General features: G+C 49.7%; 20 protein-coding genes and 1 other RNA gene. 2 read left to right on the forward strand and 19 right to left on the reverse strand.

The annotated features are described in order from the left end of the window. Window positions 1-82: 82 nt before the first annotated feature. The 7 genes from ACTQ3K_RS07530 to ACTQ3K_RS07560 all read right to left on the reverse strand — a co-directional run bounded on the left by ACTQ3K_RS07530 (window position 83) and on the right by ACTQ3K_RS07560 (window position 6,977). Window positions 83-997, reverse strand: a complete 915-nt coding sequence (locus ACTQ3K_RS07530) for a phosphate ABC transporter substrate-binding protein (protein WP_441566974.1) — start codon at window positions 995-997, stop codon at window positions 83-85. 158 nt (window positions 998-1,155) lie between these two features. Beyond that, window positions 1,156-1,761, reverse strand: a complete 606-nt coding sequence (gene phoU, locus ACTQ3K_RS07535) for a phosphate signaling complex protein PhoU (protein ID WP_441566972.1) — start codon at window positions 1,759-1,761, stop codon at window positions 1,156-1,158. Beyond that, window positions 1,739-1,900: a hypothetical protein gene (locus ACTQ3K_RS07540; protein ID WP_441566970.1), complete on the reverse strand. Its 162-nt coding sequence runs from the start codon at window positions 1,898-1,900 to the stop codon at window positions 1,739-1,741. The genes phoU and ACTQ3K_RS07540 overlap by 23 nt, the downstream gene beginning before the upstream one ends. A 59-nt stretch (window positions 1,901-1,959) precedes the next feature. Continuing rightward, window positions 1,960-2,718, reverse strand: coding sequence for a phosphate ABC transporter ATP-binding protein PstB (pstB, locus tag ACTQ3K_RS07545; protein ID WP_441566968.1), 759 nt, complete (start codon window positions 2,716-2,718; stop codon window positions 1,960-1,962). A 15-nt stretch (window positions 2,719-2,733) separates the two neighbouring features. Then, entirely contained in the window at window positions 2,734-3,678 is a 945-nt protein-coding gene (gene pstA / locus ACTQ3K_RS07550; RefSeq protein ID WP_441566966.1) for a phosphate ABC transporter permease PstA, read from the reverse strand. After that, a complete protein-coding gene (pstC, locus tag ACTQ3K_RS07555) occupies window positions 3,665-4,603 on the reverse strand; it encodes a phosphate ABC transporter permease subunit PstC (protein WP_441566964.1) in 939 nt (312 codons plus the stop codon). The genes pstA and pstC overlap by 14 nt, the downstream gene beginning before the upstream one ends. Before the next feature lie 310 nt (window positions 4,604-4,913). Then, entirely contained in the window at window positions 4,914-6,977 is a 2,064-nt protein-coding gene (locus tag ACTQ3K_RS07560; protein WP_441566962.1) for an LTA synthase family protein, read from the reverse strand. Between the two features lie 185 nt (window positions 6,978-7,162). Between ACTQ3K_RS07560 and ACTQ3K_RS07565 the strand changes: the two genes are divergently transcribed. Together ACTQ3K_RS07565 and ACTQ3K_RS07570 are read left to right on the forward strand one after the other, a co-directional pair. Further along, window positions 7,163-8,044 (forward strand): DUF368 domain-containing protein, encoded by an 882-nt coding sequence (locus ACTQ3K_RS07565; RefSeq protein ID WP_441566960.1) that lies wholly within the window; start codon window positions 7,163-7,165, stop codon window positions 8,042-8,044. A 23-nt stretch (window positions 8,045-8,067) separates the two neighbouring features. After that, window positions 8,068-9,096, forward strand: a complete 1,029-nt coding sequence (locus ACTQ3K_RS07570) for a 3-deoxy-7-phosphoheptulonate synthase (RefSeq protein WP_441566958.1) — start codon at window positions 8,068-8,070, stop codon at window positions 9,094-9,096. Between the two features lie 223 nt (window positions 9,097-9,319). Here the strand turns inward: ACTQ3K_RS07570 and ACTQ3K_RS07575 are convergent, their stop codons facing one another. The 12 genes from ACTQ3K_RS07575 to ACTQ3K_RS07630 all read right to left on the reverse strand — a co-directional run bounded on the left by ACTQ3K_RS07575 (window position 9,320) and on the right by ACTQ3K_RS07630 (window position 25,222). Further along, on the reverse strand, window positions 9,320-9,871 hold the full coding sequence (locus tag ACTQ3K_RS07575) for a flavodoxin family protein (protein ID WP_441566956.1): 552 nt from the start codon (window positions 9,869-9,871) through the stop codon (window positions 9,320-9,322). 126 nt (window positions 9,872-9,997) lie between these two features. Continuing rightward, entirely contained in the window at window positions 9,998-10,579 is a 582-nt protein-coding gene (locus tag ACTQ3K_RS07580) for a stage II sporulation protein M (RefSeq protein WP_441566954.1), read from the reverse strand. A gap of 102 nt (window positions 10,580-10,681) precedes the next feature. Beyond that, window positions 10,682-11,218: an NUDIX hydrolase gene (locus ACTQ3K_RS07585; protein WP_441566952.1), complete on the reverse strand. Its 537-nt coding sequence runs from the start codon at window positions 11,216-11,218 to the stop codon at window positions 10,682-10,684. 283 nt (window positions 11,219-11,501) lie between these two features. Next, a complete protein-coding gene (rny, locus tag ACTQ3K_RS07590; protein ID WP_441567011.1) occupies window positions 11,502-13,049 on the reverse strand; it encodes a ribonuclease Y in 1,548 nt (515 codons plus the stop codon). Window positions 13,050-13,215: 166 nt separating this feature from the next. Then, window positions 13,216-14,283 carry a recombinase RecA gene (gene recA / locus ACTQ3K_RS07595; RefSeq protein WP_441566950.1) on the reverse strand — a complete coding sequence of 356 codons (1,068 nt, stop codon included), beginning with the start codon at window positions 14,281-14,283 and terminating at the stop codon, window positions 13,216-13,218. 167 nt (window positions 14,284-14,450) lie between these two features. After that, window positions 14,451-15,863: a phospholipase D-like domain-containing protein gene (locus ACTQ3K_RS07600; RefSeq protein ID WP_441566949.1), complete on the reverse strand. Its 1,413-nt coding sequence runs from the start codon at window positions 15,861-15,863 to the stop codon at window positions 14,451-14,453. A 116-nt stretch (window positions 15,864-15,979) separates the two neighbouring features. Beyond that, on the reverse strand, window positions 15,980-16,237 hold the full coding sequence (locus tag ACTQ3K_RS07605; protein WP_441566947.1) for a hypothetical protein: 258 nt from the start codon (window positions 16,235-16,237) through the stop codon (window positions 15,980-15,982). A gap of 232 nt (window positions 16,238-16,469) precedes the next feature. Then, window positions 16,470-16,818, reverse strand: a transfer-messenger RNA (tmRNA) gene (ssrA, locus tag ACTQ3K_RS07610). 111 nt (window positions 16,819-16,929) lie between these two features. Then, the gene (locus ACTQ3K_RS07615; RefSeq protein WP_441566945.1) at window positions 16,930-18,024 is read right to left on the reverse strand and encodes an ABC transporter ATP-binding protein; all 1,095 of its coding nucleotides are present in this window, start codon (window positions 18,022-18,024) and stop codon (window positions 16,930-16,932) included. Then, on the reverse strand, window positions 18,024-19,046 hold the full coding sequence (locus ACTQ3K_RS07620) for a FecCD family ABC transporter permease (protein WP_441566943.1): 1,023 nt from the start codon (window positions 19,044-19,046) through the stop codon (window positions 18,024-18,026). The genes ACTQ3K_RS07615 and ACTQ3K_RS07620 overlap by 1 nt, the downstream gene beginning before the upstream one ends. A gap of 30 nt (window positions 19,047-19,076) precedes the next feature. Beyond that, window positions 19,077-20,336 (reverse strand): ABC transporter substrate-binding protein, encoded by a 1,260-nt coding sequence (locus ACTQ3K_RS07625; RefSeq protein ID WP_441566941.1) that lies wholly within the window; start codon window positions 20,334-20,336, stop codon window positions 19,077-19,079. After that, window positions 20,333-25,222 (reverse strand): immunoglobulin domain-containing protein, encoded by a 4,890-nt coding sequence (locus tag ACTQ3K_RS07630; protein ID WP_441566939.1) that lies wholly within the window; start codon window positions 25,220-25,222, stop codon window positions 20,333-20,335. The genes ACTQ3K_RS07625 and ACTQ3K_RS07630 overlap by 4 nt, the downstream gene beginning before the upstream one ends. Between the last annotated feature and the right edge of the window lie 99 nt (window positions 25,223-25,321).

Consider the following 25,321-nt stretch of genomic DNA (forward strand, 5'->3'; position numbering starts at 1 on the left):
CTTACTGCAAAGCAGGGTGAACAGGAAACCTGCTCACCCTTTCAGTGTAAATCATTTTATCTGCTTTGTAAACCTTGGAATCTTAGTCGGGAATGATCAGGCCTACGGACTTGATGATCTCCTGTCCCTCGCTGCTCTTGATGTACTCGAACCAGTTCTGAACCAGCTCACTCTGCTCGGAGATCTCACCCTTAGTTGCCATTACGAAGGGGCGGCTTAAGCTGTAGCTTCCTGCCTTGATGTTCTCCTCTGTGGGCTCCACGCCATCCAGCTTTAACGTCTTTACGGTATCATCAATGACATCCAGAGATACATAGCCGATTGCTCCGGGTGTAGCAGCAACCTTTGCCATAACTGCACCAGTGCTGTCAAGCTCAGAAGCATATACACACTGATCTTCAACCTTCAGAAGCTCCTCAAATGCGCCTCTTGTACCAGAGCCGGACTCTCTTCCGATTACAACGATAGGGCTGTCAGAACCGCCCAGATCCTTCCAGTTTGTGATCTCACCTGTGTAGATCTTGGTAAGCTGATCCTTGGTCAGATCCTCAACCTTGCTGGCCGGATCGGTAACAACTGCAATTCCATCGATAGCAACAATGTTTTCCACAATGCCGTTTGCCTTTTCTTCATCCTTCAGGGCTCTGGATGCATTCCCGATATCTACCGTGCCAGCAGTTACGGCCTCGATTCCGGCACCGGAACCAACGAACTCTGCATTTACCGTCACATTTTTATTCTTTTCCATATAATCCTGGCTCAGTGCTGTTACCAGCTTTTCCATGGAAGTAGAACCGCTCATGGAAATGCTTCCGGAAAGATCACTGCTTCCTGTATCCTTGGATGCATCTGCCTTCGTGGTCTCAGCTGCCTTGGTAGTCTCTGCTGTCTTGGTCGTTTCTTCTGCCTTCGTGGTCTCAGTTGCTTTGCCGCCGCATGCTGCCATGGACATCACCATCATACCTGCCAGAACGGCTGCAAGAAATTTCTTTTTCATTTTGATACTCTCCTTTTACTTTCCTTTTTGAATTTTCTTTTTCTTTTTTTCGGAACACCCACACTATAACACCGGAGTTTTCCGAAAGCCATCACAGTTATCTGTGATTTCTGTAAAGCTTCTGTAAACCTGCCTATAAGAACGGTAAACCTCTTTTTTTAAATCAGACGGATATTTTTCACTGTTCCTGTCTCATTAAACTCCGTCCATTCACAGATGTTCGAGGCATGATCCCCGATCCGCTCCAGATATTTTGCGATCATAAGCACATCCACGCAGTCATCCACAGACTCCTTTCCTTCACGAAGAAGGACCGATATCTCATTCTTGACCTGATTGAACAGCTCATCCACCTCATCATCGGAAGCAGCCACCTGTGCCGCCAGCTTCGTATCACGGTGAATATAGGCCTGGATTGCCTGCTTCATCATCGCCTTTGCCTTTGCTGCCATCTCGATGATATGACCTACATTATAGGCCACATTGGCATCCGTGATCCGGAGCACCAGCTCCGCAATATCCTGGGCATGATCCCCGATCCGCTCCAGATCCGTCACGATCTTCAGTGCCGAAGAAACCAGTCTTAAGTCACGTGCCACCACCGGCTGCTGATGAAGCATAAGTGACAGACACTGCGCCTCGATGGACCGCTGCATGTCATCCACCGCCCGATCTCCGTGAACGATCTCCTCTGCCAGCTCCACATTCCGCTTTTCAAAGGACACCAGTGACTTTTCGATGTTATTTTCCACCAGCCCTGCCATGTCCTCCAGCGACTTGTTTAAAATTTCCAACTCCTTTTGAAAATTCACTCTCGTTGTCAAGATTCTCCTCCTTTTCAACCAAATCATCCAATTTTTCCATAATACCCATCAAATCATCCAGCTTCTCCATAACACCCATGCAGGCCAGGCCACCTGTGCGCTGTCTGCTTTAGTCTGGCCACCTGTATACGGTCTGCTTTAGCCGAACCGGCCGGTAATATAATCCTCTGTCCGCTTATCCTGCGGTCTTGCAAAGATCTCATCCGTGGTATTGAACTCAACCATCTCGCCTACCAGAAAAAATGCCGTGTAATCCGAAATTCGGGATGCCTGCTGCATGTTGTGTGTTACGATCACTACGGTATACTGCTCTCTCAGCTGCGCCATCAGATCCTCGATCTTCAGGGTGGAAATGGGGTCCAGCGCCGAGGTCGGTTCATCCATAAGAAGCACCTCCGGCTGCACCGCCAGCGCTCTTGCAATGCAAAGCCTCTGCTGCTGTCCGCCGGAAAGTCCCAGGGCAGACTTTTTTAACCGGTCCTTTACCTCATCAAAGATAGCCGCATCCCGAAGACTCTTTTCCACGATCTCATCAAGCTCTGCCTTATGACGGATCCCATGAATTCTGGGACCATAAGCAACATTGTCATAAATACTCATCGGAAACGGATTCGGCTGCTGGAACACCATACCCACCTTTTTCCGAAGCAGGGTGGTATCCACGCCCGGATCATAGATGTTTTCTCCGTCAATGGTTACTGCTCCGGTGATCTTCACCCCCTGGACCAGATCATTCATCCGGTTCAGCGTCTTTAAAAAAGTGGATTTCCCGCAGCCGGAGGGACCAATGAATGCGGTAACCGCGTTCTCCTTAATGTCCATATTCACCGACTTCAGTGCGTGGTTTTCTCCATAATATAAATTAAGGTCTTTCGTAATAATTTTATTGACAGGCATATGCTTCCTCCATTCTTATCTGCTCTTTTTCGTTTTTCGTTCATCCAGCCTGGTTACATCAAATCTCTTCGTCAGGGCTCTGGTCAGGGCGTTAATTCCCAGTACGATCACCAGAAGCACCAGTGCAATTCCGAAGGCATCATCATACTTTGCCTTGCTCATGCTTAAATACATCTGGATCGTCAGAGTTCCGCCGGATTCCAGGATCTTGTGAAAGGCTCCGCCGATGGTCTTCGGAAGGATATAACCGCTTCCTGCGGTAAAAATAAGTGCGGCTGACTCGCCGACAATTCGGCCGATGGCAAGAATGACACCCGTGATAATTCCAGGCATGGCCGACGGCAGCAGGATCGTCCGGATCATATACCACTTTGTCGCACCGATTCCAAGTGCACCGCTTCGATAGCTGTCCGGCACGGTCCGAAGTGCCTCCTGAGTATTTCTCGTGATCAGCGGCAGGATCAAAAGCGTCAGTGTCAAGGCTCCGGTAAGGATGCAGTAGCCCAGATGCAGCGTTGTTCCGAAGAATACCATACCAAACATACCAAAGATGATCGAAGGGATTCCGGACAGCGTCTCTGTGGTAAACTCAATGGCACGGACCAGCTTCCCCGGCTTTGCATATTCGTTTAAGTAGATGGCTGCGCCAATGCCAAGCGGTGTGGCGATCAGCAGGGACAGAATGATAATATATAATGTATTTAACAGGTTTCCGGCGATTCCGAAGGTCCCCGTCTTTGTATTCTGTACGGTAGTCAGAAACGTCCAGTTAATCGATCGGATTCCGCGGACAAATACATAAACCACAATGCCGACAACCAAAAACATCGAAATGGCTGCACACAGATAAATAATTCCCATTAAAATCATATCGGAGGGACGCTTCCGCTTTTCCATGATGGTACATCCGATTCCGGCCGTTTCTGCTGCACACAGAGCCTCTTTTTTACTTGCTTCCATCTTCCGCTCCTTTCTTCATGATCCGGCTGAGCACCAGATTGATGATCATGATAAAGACAAACAATACCAGGCCGATCGTGAACAGCACCTCCCGGTGAAGTCCCGTGGAATAAGACATTTCGCTTACCATGGCGGTTGTCAGGAACCGAACCGAATTAAACGGCAGCGGCAGCTTCACCGCATTGCCTGCCACCATACAGATTGCCATGGCCTCACCGATGGCTCTTCCGACACCAAGAACGATGGCGGTTGCAATTCCCGATTTTGCCGATGGCAGGATCACCTTGAAAATGGTCTGGATCTTTGTCGCTCCCAGCGCCAGCGAAGTCATGCGGTAATCCCGTGGTACGGCACGAAGCGCCGATTCGCTGATGTTGATGACCGTTGGCAGGATCATAACGGCCAGCACCAGAACGGCACATAACAGATTGGAGCCTCCGGTCCACTGGTGGGTCGAGGAGCCCTTAAATACCCACAGCTCCAGCTTATACATAAGCGGGTTCAGAACCAGAAGTCCCACAAGTCCGTAAACCACCGACGGAATTCCGGCCAGAAGCTGTACGGCCGGACGGACAACTCTTGTAACGCGCTCCGGTGCTACCTCCGCCATGAAGATTGCCGTCATCAGGCCGATCGGCACACCGATCAGAACCGCCAGTGCCGTGCCGATGATGGAAGTCAAAATAACATACAGAATACCAAAGGACGGATCTGCCGCCTCCGGCTTCCATACTGTTCCAAACAAAACCTCCAGGATTCCGGCCTTTCCAAGCGCCGGTGTTCCTTTTAAGATCATATAGGCTGTAATAACAACGACCGCCAGGATTGCAAACATACCGCACAGGAAAAATATCCCGGACGCGGCCTGTTCGGTCCGTTTTTTGGCTTTACCGTTTCCAATGATACTGAAACCAGACTGTTTCATGAATTCTCCTCCTTTTTTTCAGGCGAAGCATCCCGCTCCGCTTTGCAGGATTAACCATAGCATGTTTTCCGGACGGCAGACACCACCCTACTCTATAGATCCGGTAAAAGAGAGGTAATCGATGTAAAATCTAAGTAAATGGTTTTCTGGCAAACAGAACCTTTCAAACGTGTTTATTCATACGGCAAAGTGTTTTTGTTTCACAGGAGGCACTTTTCCGGGAAATAAAACAGGAGCAGCTGATCAACTCAGCCACTCCTGTGAATTCATTCGGAATTTTTGTCCCAACACATGCTTCTGTTCTGATTTTCTATTCCTTTACGATATAAGGCTCTGTGGTGCTCAGTACGATATTATCATCGCTTACCTGGCTGACTGTCACCTCGTTGTCAATCTCATCCTCAAATGTTACACCCTCCGCATATAGAAGATTCGTGGACACGTACCTGGTCTCCACTTCCTTTCCGTTGACATAGATCACACTGTTTGGTGTGTAGTTCCAGCCGGTCACATATAACCCATTGCCCTCCGTCAGTACCCGGTTGATGGTAATGGGCTGGACGCCCATATGAAGATTCGTTGCCTTATAAGGCATCTCCCCCCCGAAGACATCCTGATCACCGTAAAGAATATCATACTCCAGGATCTTCATGTCCGCCAGATAGGATTCCTCCTCTGCTGCATTATGACTCTCCTTCTGCAAATAATTCTGATGGAAGCGGAACATGGTTCCCTTATGCAGCCCGATCCGGTCGGTTACATATGCTGCAAGCTGGTAGGCCTCTACGTTCGTTTCTTTCCGTTCCAGTCCCAGATTATCCCAGATCACATACTCCGTCTGGAACACATTTTTGTTTTCCAGCTTGTCCTCCGTCAGATTGAGGCTGGGAAGATGATCCCCGTACATTACTAGAACCGTCGGCTCTTTTCTGGTCTCCAGAAGCTTCACAAGATCCGCCACAAACTGATCCATTTCATGGATCTGATGGATATAATATTCCATAGCATTTGTCTCACCCTCTGTGGGCAGTCCGGTAACCGTGATATCCGGAGCTTCCAGAACCTTTTCCTGTGGATAAGCGCCATGTCCCTGAACGGAGATCGTATAGATCATATCCGCACCGGTGGTTGAATTTAAAACCCTGCTGATCTGATCCCGCAGGATCCGGTCCTTCGCCCATCCCATGTAGGTCTTGTCATAGCCGGACATATATTCTAAGGAAGTAAAGGTATCAAATCCAAGCTGGGAAAAAACCGTGTAGCGGTCATAAAAGGTTCCTGAATTATTATGGATCGCCTGGGCATGATATCCAATGTCCTTTAAATCAAAGGGCAGGCTTTCACAGACCTGCTTCTGAAGCACTGTTTTATAAGGATACTCTCCAGGACCGAAAAAGTCCAGGTTCATGCCGGTAATTACCTCAAACTCCGTATTGGCAGTCCCTGCCCCCACTGCCGGAACAGACAGATAACCAGAGGAATACTGACTCATCAGTTTCCGAAAATTGGGGATCGGATCCTCCGAACATTTCATATGAAGATATTTCAGCGGATCACTGAAGGACTCTAACTGAAGAAAAATGATATTCGGCGTCTGTTCCGATGTTGCAACGCCTTTGGTATCCACGATCTCCGGCTGATCCTCCTCAATGAGCTGCGCCCAGACATGCTCCTCCGGAACGATTTCTGCCTCCTTGATTTCCTTTACCGTCTCCGTACTGTAATCATCCGGCTTACTGATCCCGGTATTGATCACACTGTTGGCAAAGCAGTACGGAAAACCATAATCCAGATAAGCCTGTGCCAGATTTCCAAACTGGCTGGCAAGGATCCCGGACTTCATACCGATGCTGCTCAGACCCAGAAGTGCCAGAAGGGAAAATACCGAGAAGATCAGTCCCTTCAGCCTTGCCGGCTTTTTCTGCCACCTGGGAAGCTTTTTAAACAGGTACAGCAGTCCCACGATCAGGCCTATCAGTGCAATCACCATGAGCACGACATGCCACCATTTCAGGTATTTTCCGGCGACGGCCAGTGCATCCTTTGTCAGACGCAGATCAGCCGCATTAAACGGCGTGACCCGACAGCCCAAAAGCACAAAATTCGCGATGCCTAAAATAATCCAGAAAATGCTGATCACTGTGCCCAGAAAGAGTTTCCGTTTTACCAGAAGCAACAGCGAGAAACACCAGAAAATAATAATCGTATTGTAAAGAAACATGAGGGGTCTGGTTCCAAGATAAACAAATCCCTGGATCAGCGAACGACGGGACAGAATCTCCACAATCAGATTCAGTGCCAGTGCAGTCAGAAAACAGGCCGCCAGCGGGTAATGGTCCATCCATGCCCGCAGTCTGTTAAATCGATTCTTCATAATTCCACCCTTTCATCCAAAATACTTTATCCAATATATCAGATTTTCTTTTTGATTTATATAGGTGAATTTTACGATTTTTTTACTCAAATTTCAACATTTTTCTCCGCTCTGCTTCGTCTTGACATCCCTCTGGATTCCCCCTATAATTAGAAACTATATATATACTTGAAAGGACATTGCTTATGAATTTTATTCTTGACATGCTAAAAGGCGCCATGATCGGAATTGCCAACGTGATTCCCGGTGTCAGCGGCGGCACCATGGCGGTTTCCATGGGAATTTACAACAAGCTGATTTCCTCTGTTTCCCACCTGTTCAGCCAGTTTAAGAAGAGCATCCGAACGCTGCTTCCCATCCTCATTGGCTGTGTGATCGGAATTGTCTGCTTCACCTATGCCATCAAGTATTTGCTGACCAACCAGCCGCTCCCCACCTGTCTGACCTTCCTTGGCCTGATCCTGGGCGGTGTGCCGGTGCTGATCCGTGAAATGAAAACCGGGATCCGGAAAAGCCGCAGACGGAAGCTGACCGCCATGAACGTACTGGCGTTTCTGGTGATGTTTCTCCTGGCTGCCGCACTTCCGTTCCTCAAAGAAAGTACGGATACCCTGACCACCTTAACAGCTACTCCCGGAACCATGATCGTGCTGTTTTTCATGGGTATCATTGCTGCCGCTACCATGGTTATTCCCGGTGTCAGCGGTTCCATGATCCTGATGATCCTCGGCTACTATTACGGTGTGATCAATTCCATCACCGGTTTTATGGACGCATTAAAGGCCGGAAACTGGAATGCACTCCTGGGCGAGGCTGCCATTCTGATCCCGTTTGGAATCGGCTGTGTTCTGGGCATTTTCCTGATCGCCAAATTGATCGAATATCTGTTTGAGCGCCATACGGTATCCACCTATGCTGCGATCCTTGGACTGATCTTATCCTCCCCTTTCGGGATCTTCCATAACACCGGTGCCCTGGCTCACGTTACCGTGGGCAGTCTGATCATCGGTATCATTCTCATGATCGCCGGTGCTTTCGGTACCTGGTACATGGGCGAAACACGCTAACCAAACGCAGGAGGACATTTATCATGAGCTTTGAATTTATCAGCAAGCTTCCGACCCCGGCGGAGATCCGCCACCAGTTTCCTCTTTCCGAGGAACTGACCCAGCTCAAACACAGACGGGATCAGGAGATCCGTGATATCCTAACCGGAAAGGATGACCGTTTCCTGGTGATCATCGGTCCCTGCTCTGCCGACAATGAGGATTCTGTCTGTGACTATGTTTCCAGGCTGATCCGTGTTCAGGAGGATACGAAGGATCGTCTTCTCATCGTTCCCAGAGTCTACACCAATAAGCCCAGAACCACCGGCGACGGCTACAAAGGCATTCTTCACCAGCCCAACCCGGAAAAAGCACCTGATCTGTTTGAGGGACTTCTGGCAATCCGAAAGCTTCATATGCGCGTTTTAAAAGAAACCGGTCTTTCCGCTGCCGATGAAATGCTTTATCCGGAGAACTACCGCTATCTTTCCGATCTGCTTTCCTATGTGGCAGTCGGTGCCCGTTCTGTGGAAAATCAGCAGCACCGTCTGACTGTCAGCGGTATGGATGTCGGCGCCGGCATGAAGAATCCCACCAGTGGTGATTATTCGGTTATGCTGAACTCCGTCATGGCCGCGCAGCATGGTCATACCTTCATTTTCCGCGGCTGGGAGGTTCACACGGATGGCAATCCTTACACTCACACAATCCTCCGCGGTGCAGTGAACAAGCACGGTCAAAGCCAGCCGAACTACCATTATGAGGATCTTCGTCTCCTCTGTGATATGTACGGTAAGCGTGATCTGAAGAATCCGGCATGTATTGTTGATGCGAATCACTCCAACTCCAACAAGCAGTATCAGGAGCAGATCCGGATCGTGAAGGAGGTTCTTCACAGCCGAAACCACTCCATGGATATCCGGCGCCTGGTAAAGGGCGTCATGATCGAAAGCTATATCGAGCCCGGCAGCCAGAAAATCGGCGGCCACATCTACGGCTGCTCCATCACCGACCCCTGCCTCGGCTGGGAAGAATCCAGACAGCTCGTATACGACATTGCAGAACAGGTGTAAATAAAAGAATCCTGCTCGCAGGATTCTCCGCCTGCGGCGGGCCGCAAAGCGGCAATCTTCCGTTCCGCCGCAGTGCGATCCCCGCGGAGCGTTTTTTATTTCATAGGACGAACTTTCCTATGAAATAAAAAAACAGCCGCCAGTCCACTTCCCATGTATGGCCGGGGCAGCTCAACTATGTGCCACGGATATACATGGGTGGACTGGCGGCGTCAGCTTCCCTTTATTCTTCCATCGACTCCCATGCTCCTCTGAACACACTCATCTTCTCCTCATCCGCTTCCAGTTCTCCGGCCTCCCATGCCGATACCTGATAAGAGAAGGTCAGCTTCCATCCGAAATGGTCACAGATACATACCATCTGATCCTCAATAAGCTTATATTCCGGATCATCAAGAGCTGCTGCCCCGATCGTCACCAGGCCAACCTTTTTATCCAGCTTTTTCAATGCATCATCCCTGGAATACAGCTTGTCCACCACCATCTTTAACTGCGCGGACATACCCCAGAAATAAACCGGAGTTCCAAATACCAGAATGTCGGCATCATAAATCTTCTGGATCAGTTCCGCTGTATCGTCCGGCTGAACACAGGTTCCTCCGTTTTTCTTACAGCCATCGCAGGCAAGACAGGCCGAAAGCTTATGCTTTGACACGTCATAAATTTCCAGTTCTTCCGGCTTCAGCCCTTCTCTGATTCCATCTGCCACAGCTGAAAGTGCCGCTTTTGTGTTGCCCTTCATCCTGGGACTTCCGTTTAATATCAATACCTTCATCGTAATTCCTCCTTTTCTTTCAGCAGCCAGATTTCTATTTCTGTCCTTATATTCAGCTTAACACTGCCTGTTCACGCTGTCAATCTTGCTCCGGGAAATCCAAAAAGAACTCTGTTTACTTCGCGACTACCGGAAAAACAGTTTCAGAAGCAGCGGACTTACATAGCTTTCGCAGATAATTCCCGGAAGGATACATAAGATCAGAATCAGTAGCATAAGAATATCTTTCGTCATACGAATTCTCCGATACTGCCCCCAGTCCCGCTGTTTCTTCATAAACCGATAGATTCCGAAGCCTCTTCCGCAAAGCAGGAGAACTGCCGGAATATAAAAAATGATCTGCGGCAAGATACTGGCAAGAAAAAACAGGATCCCGCGTCCTCCGTAGACCAGCGTTGCCATGGAAATCCGAACTCCGCCGGAAAATCCCAGCCACAGAATCACCGCCCAAAGGCATACACCCCCAAAGGATGTCATGGATAATAACCAGACTGCTCCCACTTCCATGAGCCGAAGTCTTAACAGGTAAAAAAAATAAGTTTCTTTGGAAAAAGATACACGATTAACCGCATTCTGAAGCTGTGACAAATAAACCGAAAAACTGTCCGTACTATGTCTGCCAATCAGGTTTGCTGCGATCGTTCCAAGAAGAACTGCTCCGAAAAACACTGCTCCACCCACCTGTATCAGCCGCTTTTCTTTTCCCATGACATTCCTGTCCTTTCCGGCACAGGAACACACAGCCCCGGCCTGTCTGCTGTTCTACTATATGAACAGGCCGCCGGAAATATGAGCTATCAGCTTTTCCTTTTATCTGCCCCGCTTTACTTTATAGGCCAGAAGCGCTGCAATTGTTTTTCCATCGGTAATCCGTCCATCCAGGATCATCTGAACCAGCTCATCCAGCTCATGTGCCTCCACATTCAGAAACTCATCCTCATCCAGATGCTGCTTTGATGGGATCAGCTTCTCCGCCAGATAGATCCCGATAAACTCATTACAAAACGCCACCGTTGTGTTGACATTGATCAGCCACTCCAGCGACTCTGCCCGATAACCGGTCTCCTCCTCCAGTTCTCTGGCTGCACAGACCTCCTTCGGTTCTCCTACTTCATTTACAGCTCCCGCCGGAAGCTCCAGCGTATAACGCTCCAGTGCATTACGGTACTGGCGTACCATAAGGATCTTTCCATCATCTGCCACAGCTACCACCGCTGCAGCGCCCTTATGCTCCACATAATCCCAGACTGCTGTATGGCCGTTGGGAAGAGACATATAATCGCGGTAAATATTTAAGATCCTGCCCTGATAAGCAAGCTCACGTTTGATCCGTTTAATTTCTTCCATAAGAACTCCTTTCTGGTATATCCATATAACTCTTTTGTTACTCAAGAAAATCCTCCGGATTTCCTTGAGTCAGCCGCTTGCCTCTTTATTTATTATTTTTTTGTTACTCAAGAAAATCCTCCGGATTTTCTTGACTCATCCATGGAATTTGCTCCGCAAATTCCATGGATGAGCGCGGTTGCCAAATGGCTGAGCCTGCGCCAGCGCGGTCAGCCGCTTGGCTCTCCGCGGTAACAAAAAACGGACATCAGATTGTTATTCTGTTGTCCGTTTTCTTTTATAACTATTTTGCGTAATCCGTTACTCTGGATTCTCGAATCACATTAACTTTAATCTGTCCGGGATATTCCAGCTCCGACTCGATCTGTTTTGCGATATTTCTCGCCATCAGAACCATATCGTCGTCACTTACCTGTTCCGGCACTACCATAATGCGGATCTCCCGCCCTGCCTGAACGGCAAAAGATTTCTCGACTCCCTTGAACGAGTTCGTGATATCTTCCAACTGTTTTAACCGATTGGTATATGTTTCGATTGTCTCGCGGCGCGCACCAGGACGAGCAGCAGAGATGGTATCTGCGGCCTGTACGATGCAGGCGATAAGGGTTTCAGGCTCCACGTCACCGTGATGGGATTCCACTGCATTGATAACCACAGGGGATTCCTTATATTTTCTGCATAATTCAACACCAAGCTGAATATGCGAGCCTTCCATTTCATGATCCACTGCCTTGCCAATATCATGAAGCAAGCCAGCTCTCTTTGCCATACGAACATCCACACCAATTTCCGCTGCCAGAAGGCCGGAAAGATGTGCTACCTCAATCGAATGCTTTAATGCGTTCTGACCATAACTGGTCCGGAACTTCATCTTACCCAGAAGTTTTATCAACTCCGGATGGATTCCATGAATGCCTACCTCAAGGACAGCGGCCTCGCCTTCCTCACGGATCATGGTTTCAACTTCACGCTGGGCTTTCTCCACCATTTCTTCAATTCTGGCCGGATGGATTCGTCCATCTACGATCAGCTTCTCCAGAGCGATTCTTGCGATCTCTCTTCGGATCGGATCAAATCCGGAAAGGATCACTGCTTCCGGAGTATCATCGATAATCAAATCAACACCTGTCAGTGTTTCCAGGGTTCGAATGTTACGACCCTCACGTCCGATGATCCGTCCCTTCATCTCATCATTAGGAAGCTGTACCACAGAGATCGTAGATTCTGCCACATGGTCCGCTGCACATTTCTGGATCGCAGTAACCACATATTCTTTTGCTTTCTTACCGGCTTCTTCCTTTGCTCTGGCTTCCAGCTCCTTGACCATCTTCGCAGTGTCGTGCTTTACATCATTCTCAACAGTCTTTAAAAGATATTCCTTTGCCTGTTCGGAGGTAAATCCTGAAATCCGTTCCAGTTCCTGCACTTCCTTTTCGAGCAGCTCTTCCGCTTCTTTCTTCTTCTTCACAAGCTGTTCTTCCTTGGACGCCAGGCCGGATTCCCTTTTCTCCAGTGCCTCGGATCTTTTTTCTAAGTTTTCTTCTTTGTTTAAAACTCGTCTTTCGTAACGCTGTATCTCTGCTCTTCTCTCCCGAACCTCTTTCTCCAGATCATTCTTTGTCTTCATGGATTCTTCTTTGGCTTCTAAGAGAGCTTCGCGCTTCTTGGTTTCCGCAACTTTTAAAGCTTCATCTATGATTTCCCGGGATTTCTCTTCCGCTTTTCCGATTTTGCTCTCGTATACCTTTTTCCGGTATGCTATTGCAATGAACCAAGTAACAGGAGCTACAACGCATAGTGTAATTAAAATTGCTACGATTACAGCTATCATAGTTCCTCCCACAGGAGCACCTCCTTATTTAGTTTTCATTGTACGCTGCCCAGGTATCTTATGGCCGATAATACCATGAGCATCACAACAATACAATTTTAAACTTTTCTAAGGTTATTGTCAAGCATTATTCCGGTCTGAAAGCAAGTCCTCAGAAAAAATGGTCCTATTTATCGTTCTCTTCTTTCCGGTCTTCTTCTGCTGCTTTTTCATTTCCCCAGACCGGTGCCGGCGCACCGTCTGTCAATCCGTAATGTGCTCTTACCTTCTCGGAAATCTCAGACATGATCTCCGGATTGTTTGCCAGAAAGATCTTTGCATTCTCCCGTCCCTGTCCGATCTTGTTCCCGTTATAAGAATACCAGGCCCCGCTCTTTTCCACGATATTTTCCTTTGCAGCCAGATCCAGGATATCTCCCTCTCTGGAAATTCCTTTTCCGAACATGATGTCAAACTCTGCCTCTCTGAACGGCGGTGCCACTTTGTTTTTTACCACCTTCACACGGACACGGTTTCCAATCATCTCTCCGCCCTGCTTTAACGTCTCGATTCTTCTTACATCCAGCCGGACAGAAGAATAGAATTTCAGTGCACGTCCGCCAGTGGTCGTCTCCGGATTTCCGAACATAACTCCAACCTTTTCACGAAGCTGATTGATAAAGATCACAACGCAGTTGGATTTTCCGATCACAGCCGTCAGTTTCCGGAGGGCCTGGGACATCAGGCGTGCCTGAAGACCCACATGGGCATCGCCCATATCTCCGTCGATTTCCGCCTTGGGTACCAGAGCTGCAACCGAGTCAATAATTACAATATCCACAGCACCGGAACGCACCATGGTTTCCGCGATCTCCAGCGCCTGCTCGCCGCTGTCCGGCTGGGAAATATACAGGTTGTCAATGTCAACGCCGATGCTCTTTGCATACACAGGATCCAGCGCGTGCTCCGCATCGATAAAACCGGCGATCCCGTCACGCTTCTGGACTTCCGCAACCATGTGAAGCGCTACGGTTGTTTTACCGCTGGACTCCGGTCCGTAAATCTCCACGATTCTTCCTCTCGGTACACCGCCCAGTCCCAGAGCAATATCCAGGCTCAGAGATCCCGTAGGAATCGTCTCAATATTCATATGGGCAGAAGAATCACCCAGACGCATAACCGCACCTTTTCCGTAAGCTTTTTCAATATTTACCAGCGCCGCATCCAGGGCTTTCTGCTTCTCTTCTCTTATCATAATTTCTCCTCCGCTCAAAATCCGTCTGTTCTTTCGTTACCGTTTTATTTAGAACAAACGTTCGTCTTTCCTTATACTAATATACTTTCCTGAAAAAGTCAATGTCTTTCTCAAACTTTCCAGACTGCCTTTTTTGCCTGTCTGCATTTGTACAACAGCTTCCGCCGCTATAAAAACCGACGGATCGGCAGCGTCACAATTCTTAAAACACTATACAGGATCTTTTTCCCGATTCCCATGGGTTTTTCATGGAATGCTTCCCCTGAAACCGGTTCCTCGCCTTTCCTTACCATTCTGCTGGAGGCCATGTCGGCTTCTGCCTCCTTCCGGAGCACTGCGTTCAGCTCTTCGGAATCCACAGCCAGCATAAGCTCCGTATCCTGATAAGTACTTCGCATATCCAGATTATACGAACCGACCAGACTCATGCGGTCATCGATCAGGATCGTCTTGGTATGGCTGGAATGGGTTCCGACAAACTCATAAACCGTAACTCCGGTATGAAGGATCTTCTTTTTCTGGTTCAGATAATCGGTACATCCCCATGGATTGGCCCCGTTCTCCACGGCATTGGTGATAATCCCAACCTGGCGTCCCCGGCAGATTTCTGTTAAATCCTGATACATCTCCGGCCCGCAGATAATATAAGGTGTCTGGATTGTGATTTCTGTTCCTGTTTTCATCAGTTCACCGGCGCAGTACCAGAGTTTCGGCTCCTTATTTTCAGCTTCCACTGGATTTGACAGCAGCGTGATCTTGTTCACCGGCATGGTTTCTGCCGTCCAGTCCGGTTTCTCTTCATATACCTCCGGTAATCGTTCCGTGAGCAGCCGATACGTATCTTCCAGTTCACTCCGGGCCTTTTCTTTTTTGGAATTCCAGTGTCCGGGCTGAAACGTTTTACTGTCTTCCAGATTCCATATTTCATCAAAATAATCAAGGAGCTGGCAGACTGACCGGCCGGCCGCACCGCTTTCCGTACATACAAACAGCTCCCTGTCAATATTCTGGGATTTTGAATAATTTCCCAGAAACAGATCATCGGTATTCCGCCCGCCTAACAGATACCGGACACCGTCTGCGATCACATACTTGTCATGGAGGCGTGCCTGGAACTTCCATGGTTTTAAACCATTTACCGGATTATAGATCCGGATCTGAGCATTGTCCGATAAGGCCAGTGCCTGAAAATAGGGATTCCCGCGGACATCCAGAAATCCGCTCAGCCCGTCGATCAGCACCTTTACAGACACACCGCGCTCCGATGCTTCCAGAAGTGCCGAAAGCATCCCTTTTCCGCTGGTGTCCGCATTAAAATCAAAGGTGGATAGAATGATCTCCTTTTTTGCCGTATGGATCATACGCAGCCGGCAGATTAATGCTTCCTCATTGTCTGCCACATAGGCAACCCGCTCCTCTCCTGCCACCGTTCCGTAACAGGACGCAGCAGAAAACGACTGTTTTAGTTCTTCCGAAACTGCCTTATGGCTCACATAGGGAATGATCAGAAACAACAGGTAAATAAGAACTGCACTAAGAATCACATATTTCAGATATTTCTTCACTCTGAGAACCTTCATGAACTGCCTTTCTTTCGGGAACCGGTCTCCGATTACAGAACAGGAGCACAAACCATCCCGGCCGCGCTCCCGTTTTTTCTCTTTTGTATCATCCGCGAATCCTATGTATCCGCAGATCAGACAGACACTGTCACACCGGCCAGCTGTTCCAGCCGCGTGATCCGCTTGTCCATGATCACCAGCGTATCCTTCTCCAGACGGTTCGCATTGACCTCATGCCAGATTGCATCCAGCTGCCGATCCATACGATCGAGCCGTTCTTCGATACGTCCAAGCCGGCTCTCATGGGAATCAAAGCGTTTATAGATCCGCTCTTCCATACGGGCCATCTCATCGATGATCATGTGAACCATGTCTCTCATATCCTGATCCATCCTCGTCACCTCCGTGGTATTTCTCTTCTGTACAGCGGCAGGTCTTATTCCTGCCCGGTTTACAAGGCAACGGTATTTTATATGAAAACCGCCCGGAACCGAATCGGTCCGGGCAGGTCTGTCCAGGAGTCGAAATTTCTGATCCCAACGGCAATCGAACATATGTCTGATCACCTTTGGGATTACCTTTCGATTACCATGTGCCCAAAAGCCATGGTTTTCATCCATTTTCTAATGGACCTGAGGGGAATCGAACCCCTGTCCGAAAGTCCTTCCAGCCAGGTTTCTTCCATCACAGTCTCTCTACGGACATTCCCTCACATGAATGCCGAAAGACAGGCTTCCATGCTCAGTAGCTTCATCAGATCTTCCACCTCTGCAAAGCTTAGGAGGCGAAGTTCCCCGCATCGTCGATGCCGGTTACTTAAGCTGCGGGAGACCTAAGGCCGACAGCTGCAATTAAGCAGCGTACGCTAACTGTTCGTCTGCGTTTATATTTAGGTTTCCATGTTGGTGACGCAGTCATGGTCTACGGATGGCTTCCCAGATTTCTGAACCCCCGTCGAAACCAGTACAAGCCCTGGTTTGTGAAGAATCAGTATTGACATTATAAGCCGGAGCGCCCGGATTGTCAACCCCGCAGCGTCCGGCTTTTTTGTTTTTTTCTATTTTTTTTGAATTCTTTATAAATATTAGATTTTTTTCAGCTTTTCTCCCGCAGCCCTAAAAAGCTCCTCCATACGGCGATTGCAGGAGCCGATGGGCACACCTGCATCGATGACCCGGTCACAGGACTGAACCAGCTTCAGTGCCTCCGAAAATGCTTGGTCGCTGATCTCCTGAAACGGGGTCTCGGAAACGACTCTTGACGCCAGAACCCTGGCCAGCCGGTAATCCAGATCGTTCTCGTAAAGAATGGCCGCCGCAAAGGGGATCTGCTCCTTCTGAAGTCTGCGGTAGACCGGGATTCCCGTCCCGCAGGCTGAAAGCACCAGTACCTGCGGCTCTCCCAGAATCCCCGGAAGCTCGATGCTTCCGAAGCAGGGATCGTAGGATCCGTTATCGATCTCATACAGTTCCCGTATGATCTCCTCCCGGAAGATCTCCTCCGGCCGGCCGTAATGGGAAATATATTCACCCTTGACGCAGAGGATCTTATCAGAAACCTTCTGGGCCAGATCGATCTCATGGAGGGACATGACCACCGTGATCTGCTTCTCCCTCGCCATGGTGTTCAGAATGGACAGAAGCTCCAGCTTGTGGCGGATATCCAGAAACGAGGTAGGCTCATCTAAAATGATGATCTCCGGCTCCTGGCAGATGGCTCTGGCCAGCAGGACTCTTTGGCGCTGTCCGTCACTGATGGCATTAAAATCCCGGCTTCCCAGATTCTCTGCATGGACGGCGCACATGGCGTCCTCCACCTTTTTCTCGTCCTCCCGGCTCAGAATCCCCAGTCGTCCCGTATAGGGATAACGGCCGGTGGCAACAATGTCATGACAGGTCATCAGCTCCGGCTTCATGCGCTCCGTCAGAACCACCGCCATTTTCGTGGAAAGGCTCTTATAAGACATGGAACCGATATCATTCTGATCCAGAACGGCTTTTCCGCCGATGAGCTTCAGCTGTCTGGTAATGCTCTTTAAGATCGTGGATTTTCCGGAGCCGTTGGGGCCGATGAGGGTCACGATCTCCCCCTTCCGGATCCCGATATTGATATCATGGATCAGCGGGGTTCCGTCATAGCCCACCTCCAGATTTTCCAGCTTCAGATAATACTCTTCCATCAGCGCTTTCCTTTCTGCCGTTTTAACATCATAAAGATCACGATAGGCGCACCGAACACCGAGGTTACCGTGCTGATGTTCAGCTCCAACGGTGCAAAGGCAATTCTGGCAATGAGATCGCACAGCATACAGAACACGGCTCCGCCTAAGAATGTTCCCGGGATCACCACCAGAGGCCGCGAGGTGCCGAGACACTGCTTGATCAGATACGGCACGGCAATCCCGACAAAGGAAATGGGGCCGGCAAAGGCCGTCACACAGGCTGACAGAATACTGGACAACAGGATCAGTGCCACCCGGAACGCCTTAATATTAACCCCCATGCTCTGTGCATAAGCCTCACCAAGCTGATACGCGCCGATGGGCTTGGACAAGAAAAATGTGATGCAGACCGTAATCCCGACCACCACTGCCGCCACTGCCACATTGCTCCAGCTCATGCCCGAAAAGCTGCCCTGGGACCAGCCGTGAAGATTCACGATATCAGAATCCTCTGCAAAGGTAATCACAAAATCCGTAACCGCAGAGCAGATATACCCGACCATGATACCGGCCACCAGAAGCGTCGCCATGTGGCGCAGCCTTCTTGAAAACAGCAGGATAAACCCGATCGTGATCAGGGATCCGATAAACGCCGCCAGGATCAGCGTGTAAGAGGAAACCGTCCGGAATTTCTCCAGAAAATAAATCATGGTCAATGCCACCACCATCTTCGCACCGGAAGAGATTCCCAGCACGAACGGCCCGGCAATCGGATTTTCAAAAAAGGTCTGCAGCAGAAAACCGGAAAGGGACAGCGCCCCTCCCAGCAATGCCGCCATGAGGATCCGGGGCAGGCGGATCTTCCAGATGATGTTATACTCTGTCTGGGAGCCTCCGCCCTTAAAGATGATCCGGAGGATCTCCGGAACAGAAATATCCACATTCCCCGTATTGATATTCAGCACCGTGATGGCCAGAAAGGCTGCGGTCAGAACGGCGAACACCAGCACATAACGCGAGCGCCGTTTAAAATTTTCCATGTGAAAGTTCTGCTGCATATCATTCCTCTTTTACTGTACTTTTGTTAAGAAGGTCATCTGGGAAGCGTCCCCGTCTGTCAGCATGAGATTCAGGTCGCGGATCAGCTCTCCGACGATGTCAGTTGCCTGATACAGGGATTTTCCTGTTGTCCAGACATTCCCCTCTTTTACGGCCTTGAAATCTGCAAACAGCTCGCTCTTGCCGATCAGCTCATCCATGCTCTGGATGGGCGAATCAATGGCCGCATTATATACCAGATAGTCGGCGTTGACTGCCGTTGCATAAAATTCCTCCATAGACAGGGAAACGTTGGTTTTTCCGGAATCGTCCGCCAGATCCGCGAAGACATAGCGGCCGCCGGCAATCTCGATCATCTTGGGAATATAATCGGTTGCCTTCCGTACAACCACGGAGCCATCGGTGCTCACATAGAAGAACGCCACCGTTTTCTCGGTGTTCTGGAAATCCTTCAGGTCACTGATGACCTTTGTCTGCTCCTCAAAGAACTGCTCTGCTTCGCTTACCTTGTCGGTAAGGACACCATAAACCTTGATCCACTCGGTTCTTCCCAGCGGATGGGTCTCATAGCTGGATCGGTCGATGAATACCGGAATATCCAGCATTTCGATCATCTCCTGAACCTTGGGCGTGTGAAGGATCATGGTGGACTCAATGGCCAGATTACAGCCCTCGTCTACCAGAAGCTCATAATCCGGCTCGCTGTACTTTCCGGCATAAAGAATCTTTCCGTCGTTCATGGCAGTCACCGCATCCTCAATATACCAGCCGGATGCCTGAGTTCCGCTTAACCGGATCGAATCCAGGGCATCGATGGAATCAAACAATGCCATGGCAGAGGTGGCCGCCAGATAGATCTTATTTAACGGCTTCTGGAGCACGATGATGTCCGGATCCAGCCCCTCCGGTGCTTCCTTCCCGTCGGGAACCACCAGATATCTGGCGCTGTCATGAACATCGATCAGAGAATAGCCGCCCTCATAATTGTATACATCAAAGCACTCCGCATAGGTCAGCTCCATGGTGGATTCATAAGTCAGTCCGGGAAGCTCCGGTGCATTTTCGTCTTTCTGAGCTGCCTTGCTGCTTTCCTCAGCTTCCGTTTCTCCGTCCGCCTTTGATTCGCTTTCCTTTGTTTCCGCTGCTTCGGCCGTCGTCTCGGCCGCAGCCTTTGTGGTCTCTGTATTTTCTGCCGTCCGGCTGCCGCAGCCCCCCAGAAGGAGGACTGCTGACAGGGCCAGAGCGGTCAGGCGATAAAACTTCTTTCTCATGATCTGCTCTCCTGCTGCTTTGCTTCTTTCACGGCATCCTGGAACAGCTCGTCTGTTTTTTCCTCACAGCCGAACAGGACACCATAAACCTTGATCCACTCGTATTTTGCAAGATCCGTCTTTTCATCTGCGGAACGGTCCACGATCACCGGAATGTCAAACATGGCAAACTTCTCAGTCAGATCCTCATAAAGCTTTGTCTGTGCTTCCACAGAAAGAGGCTCATCGGTTTCCTCCGTTTCGCCTGCGGCTGCCTTGTCGGTTTTTGTTCCGGTCACAGCCTTTGCTTCAGTCTTTGTCCTGTCTGCATTCTCGGTACCGGTTTCTTCCTCCCTGGGAAGAAGCTCTGCCGGCATAAGAGCCAGATTGACTTCCTGCTTGATCAGAGTCTTAAAGTCTGGCATATCAAAGAGTCCGCCATAAACGATCTCTGCCGTCTTTTCGCCCTGCTCTGCTTCCATCTTCTGAACGATCTCGGGAACCTGGCACTCCTCCTTCTCCATGCCGACTGCTGCCACCATGTCTAACAGACCCAGCTCCTTCATGGTCTCCAGAAGTGTTTCGTCAGCCACATAGGCCTTCCGCTCTGTGATCCATTCTTCTTCATCGCTCTTCTTCTCAGAAGCAGATTCCTTATTCTTTGTATCGTCCTTCTTTGTATCAGAGGTCCCGTCTGCATCCTCGTCCTTCTCAGGCATCTGAACCAGGATCATGTCGTCCTCCAGACCAACAGGAACCTCCACGCCGGCCGGGATCAGCAGATATTTTACCACATTGCCCTTATAGAGCTCTGCGGCCTTTTCTGCCTCGCTGGGAACCAGCTCCTCACCGTCCACGATATCGCTGTCAGCCGCCTGTCCGGAGAAATCTTCTGTTTCTTCGGCAGCATCTGTCTTCTTGCTTTCCGTCTGATCTGCCTTGTTATCTGCCGTGCTCTCGGACTCCTCAGACTCCTGTTTTTCCGGATCTCTTGCCGTATCCTTTGTGGTATCGATCTCCAGAAGCACAATCCCCTGATCATAATGATAAATCTTAAAATACTCGGCATAATCCAGCTTGGTCTCGGACTGATACTCCAGACCAATGATCTCCGGTGCTTCCTCATCCAGCTTCTTGTTGCTGTTCTCCCCGATGGACTGTGCTCCGTCCACAGCCAGATATACGAAGATGCTGTATTCGATCTCATGGGCCGCGCTCATCTTCGTGGTCATGCCGATAATCTTGTTATTCTTATTTAATGCAATGGGAATCGTAACCATTGCCGATCCGCCGCTCTTTGTGGTGTAATAGGTGTTTCCGCTTGCCTTTACATACTGATAGGAGCTGCTGCTGAATACCAGTGTCGCATAAGCCTGACCGTTCTTCACGGTAATCTTGTTGCAGGAGATCCGAACCTTTCCGGTTCCGCCAGACCAGGAAAACTTGTCGGGTTTATATACGCCGTCCGCCAGTCCGGTCGCGCTGTCCACCTTAGCTGTAGAACCGCTGGTATCGGATTCATACTTGGATTCATGATCTTCCTTGCCGTCATTGTCCGGAATCGTATTGTTTCCGTTATCAGTTCCGTTGTTTCCGGGCTCGGACGGCTTTGTCGGATTCGAAGGATCCGCAGGCTTTGTATTATCCACATCACCGATCTTCTTCAGGGTATCGGAGTTAAAGGTCAGGATCCGGTCATACCAGATTTTATTTTTTGTCGAATATGCAGCCACGGAAATTCCCTTGTCCAGTGCTTCCACCGGTACGGTATAGGTATATTTTCCATCGGCATCCGTCACAAATGGAATCCACCTGGATGCTGCCGCAGCGGCTGCCTCCTCCTTGGTTCCCATATACAAATAACCGTATCCGGTTCCGCTTAAGGTCAGAACCGCGCTCATCTTTCCATCTTTAACGGTCAGCACACAGTTCACCACGCGGAACATGGCGGCGCTGGAGGTAACATCCATGGTGTAGATGCCGTCTGCCGGAACATTCACGCCGGGATTCGGATCGACCGGATTGGGATCAACCGGATCCGGAAGGTCCCCTGTCTTCGGCAGGATTCCGTTAATATGAAGCGTTCCTGCCTTGACTGCCCAGGTACCGCTCTTGGACAGATGCACCACGTAATTCAGATCCTTTCCGAGATCTGCGGTGGGAATCGTAAAGGTAAAGCTCTTATATCCGCTGGCAATATCAGAACGATCCACGGCTTCTGCCGCTTTCGCATTCTTTTCCGAATCCGGATCGAACACTTCGCCGATATACAGCTTGTCATAATTTCCTGCCTGGGTAACCATGGTCACCGTCGCGGTATCGCCCTTGATGGTAAGACTGCTCTCCCGCTCAAAATTCAGGCTGTAGGTATTGCTTGCCGGATAAGCCGATCCGTAAAGATCATAAATACCGTCTGCAGAAGTATTGGCATTTCCGGCCAGGTTGGGAATGCTGATAAACAAGTCTCTCGCATACGTAAACCAGCTGTTTGCGGTTCCCGGTGTCACCGGAATATTCATGCCCTGCTTTTCTGCCGGAACCGTAAAGGTAAAGGTTGTCAGACCGGTTTCCGCCGAATAGCTTCCACTGATCACCGGTGTTTTATTGGAATCCGCCTGGACCCCGAGGTAGAGACGGTCATACTCTTTTCCGGTCACATTCAGGGTTACGATCACGGAATCACCCTTTAATACTGCCTTGGAGCTCTGGATATTCAGCTTCTTGGAGGCAGTTCCTGTTCCGCCCTCTGTCAGTCTGATCTCATTTTCTGCGGTGGGAATGGTTTCAATTCCCTCATCAGGAATATAGATCCAGAGATCCTGGTTTGTGTACCAGCTTCCGTCCTTCACTTTATGGAGAGCTACAGGCAGAACCGCACCCTTCTGGCTCTTCGGTACGCGGAATGTGAAGCTCCATCCACCATCCGTCAGTTCTGTTCCCCGGATCACCGGAGTCTTATTTTCCTCATCATTTTCCCCGAGATACAGCTCATCAAACGATGTATTTTTTGTGGTAATGGTGATTTCCAGCTCATCGCCATCCTCTACAACCCTGGAATCAGCGATTTTAAACATTGTGAACACCGCGCCGCTGTTCTTTACTACGCAGACAGCTGTTCCGGTCACGGCCGGTGCCGTCGCGATCACCGCACTGACAGAATTGGTAGTCACCGTTGTTCCGGTGCTGTCTGTGATCCGGCAGCGATAGCTTCCTGCCATCGCCTCGCTCATAGTAAATCCATAAGAAGCGGTCTGTGCACCGTCTCCGTCACAGTTTACCCATTCGGTTCCATTGTTCTTCTGCCACTGATAGGACAGGGTCACGCCCGCTTCTCCTGCTGCCTCAACCGAAAGTGTTACAGGCTTTCCTGCCTTAACGGTTACATCCTTGGGCTGAGTCGTAATATTGATCACCGAAGGCTTCTTGAAATCGGAAAGCTTCGGAAGCTTAAACGCCAGCGAACTTGTAACACTCCAGGTTCCCTTGGAAGCACTTCTCGGGACAAAGTGGACTTCTCCTCCTGCCATGGAAACAGGTACCGTAAAGGTAAACTTCTGAAGCTTGTCGCTCATAGTCGGATCCTCTGCCCCAAGAACGACCGGCTCCTTCGTTTCATCATTCCGGTCTCCGATATAAATTGCATCATAGGAGAATTTTCCACTGCTGGCAGGCTTCACCCAAATACTTACCTCCAGACGGTCTCCCTTTACCGTAACCCTTGATGCACCGATTTTAAACATCGAATAGACCTGTCCGGGCTTCTTGGTATCATCACTCGCATAAACAGCGGATACTCCATCATCGGAAACATATCCCTCCTGTTCGCTTGCCACGCTTACCTGTACGTTCTCGGAAACGGTTCCGATCTTTCCCTCAGCTGTTACCTTGCAGCGGTACAGACCGGCCGTCTCAGCACTCATGGTAAATTCATAAACTGCCACATTGGCTCCCTGACAGTCTGTCCAGGTCGCACCGTTGTCGCTGCTCTTCTGCCACTGGTAAGAGGCCGTTCCGGCAGCTGCCACGGAAAGCGAAACTGTTTCTCCGCTCTTCTTCGATGCTGCCTCCGGCTGCTTTGTCAAAGTTGTTACATCCGGAATGCTGAGCCAGAGCTCATTATCATTCCAGGTTCCCTTATCTGAACGATACAGGGTAACGGGAATCCAGGTATTTTTCTTTGATAACGGTACCTGGATTGTAAACGTCACGGGACTTCCGCTTCCGCTGTACTGTACGGTCTTCCCTTCATCACTCTTTAAACCAAGATAGATTCCATCGAAAACTTTTTTTCTGCCTGTATGAAAGGTGATCTCAATCTGATCTCCTTTTACCGTGCAGACCGCATCTGTGATCGGAAACATCCCGTATTCGCTGTATCCGTCCTCGGACTCAGGATTACTTTTCAGCACATTAACACCGGTAATCGCCATAGTCGGTGCCACTGCAAGTCCTGTCTCCCTTGCTGCGAAAAGTGCGATCTCCTCAATGGTCTCCGCTGCATCAGCTGCAGTTTTCTGTATCTTCTTTACTTCTTCTTTTCGTACAGATGCTGTCGGCTGCACCGTTTCCGCTTCTGCCTCCGTCGGTTCTTCTGCGGTCTCCGTCTCTGCATCTGTTTCCGTTTTGGTTTCTTCTGGGTCTGTTTCTCCGGCTTCTGTCTCCACGGAAGACTCTGTTTCCGGAACCGTTTCCACAGTCTCAGATTCTTTCGTTTCCGGTTCTGTCCCGGTTTCTTCCTCCGGTTTCTGCTCCGGTGCTTTTGTTTCCTCCGGTATTGTCTCTTCCTCGGCTGCCGTTTCAGATTCTTCCAAAACCGACGATGACGATGCCCTTACATAGGAAACCGGAGAAAGCGCCATAGAGCAGGACAGCAGCAGAGCCAGAATACTCATGCCTCTACGTTTCATAATTCCTCCTGTCTGTGTCATTGCACAAAAATATCGGCCCCAGGAAGCGGCCGTGTACCCGTCGGTGAATCTGAATAAAATTCGCAGCTTTATTCGATG

Source organism: Candidatus Paralachnospira sp. LCP21S3_A2, from assembly GCF_052118925.1.
Classification (GTDB): domain Bacteria; phylum Bacillota; class Clostridia; order Lachnospirales; family Lachnospiraceae; genus Lientehia.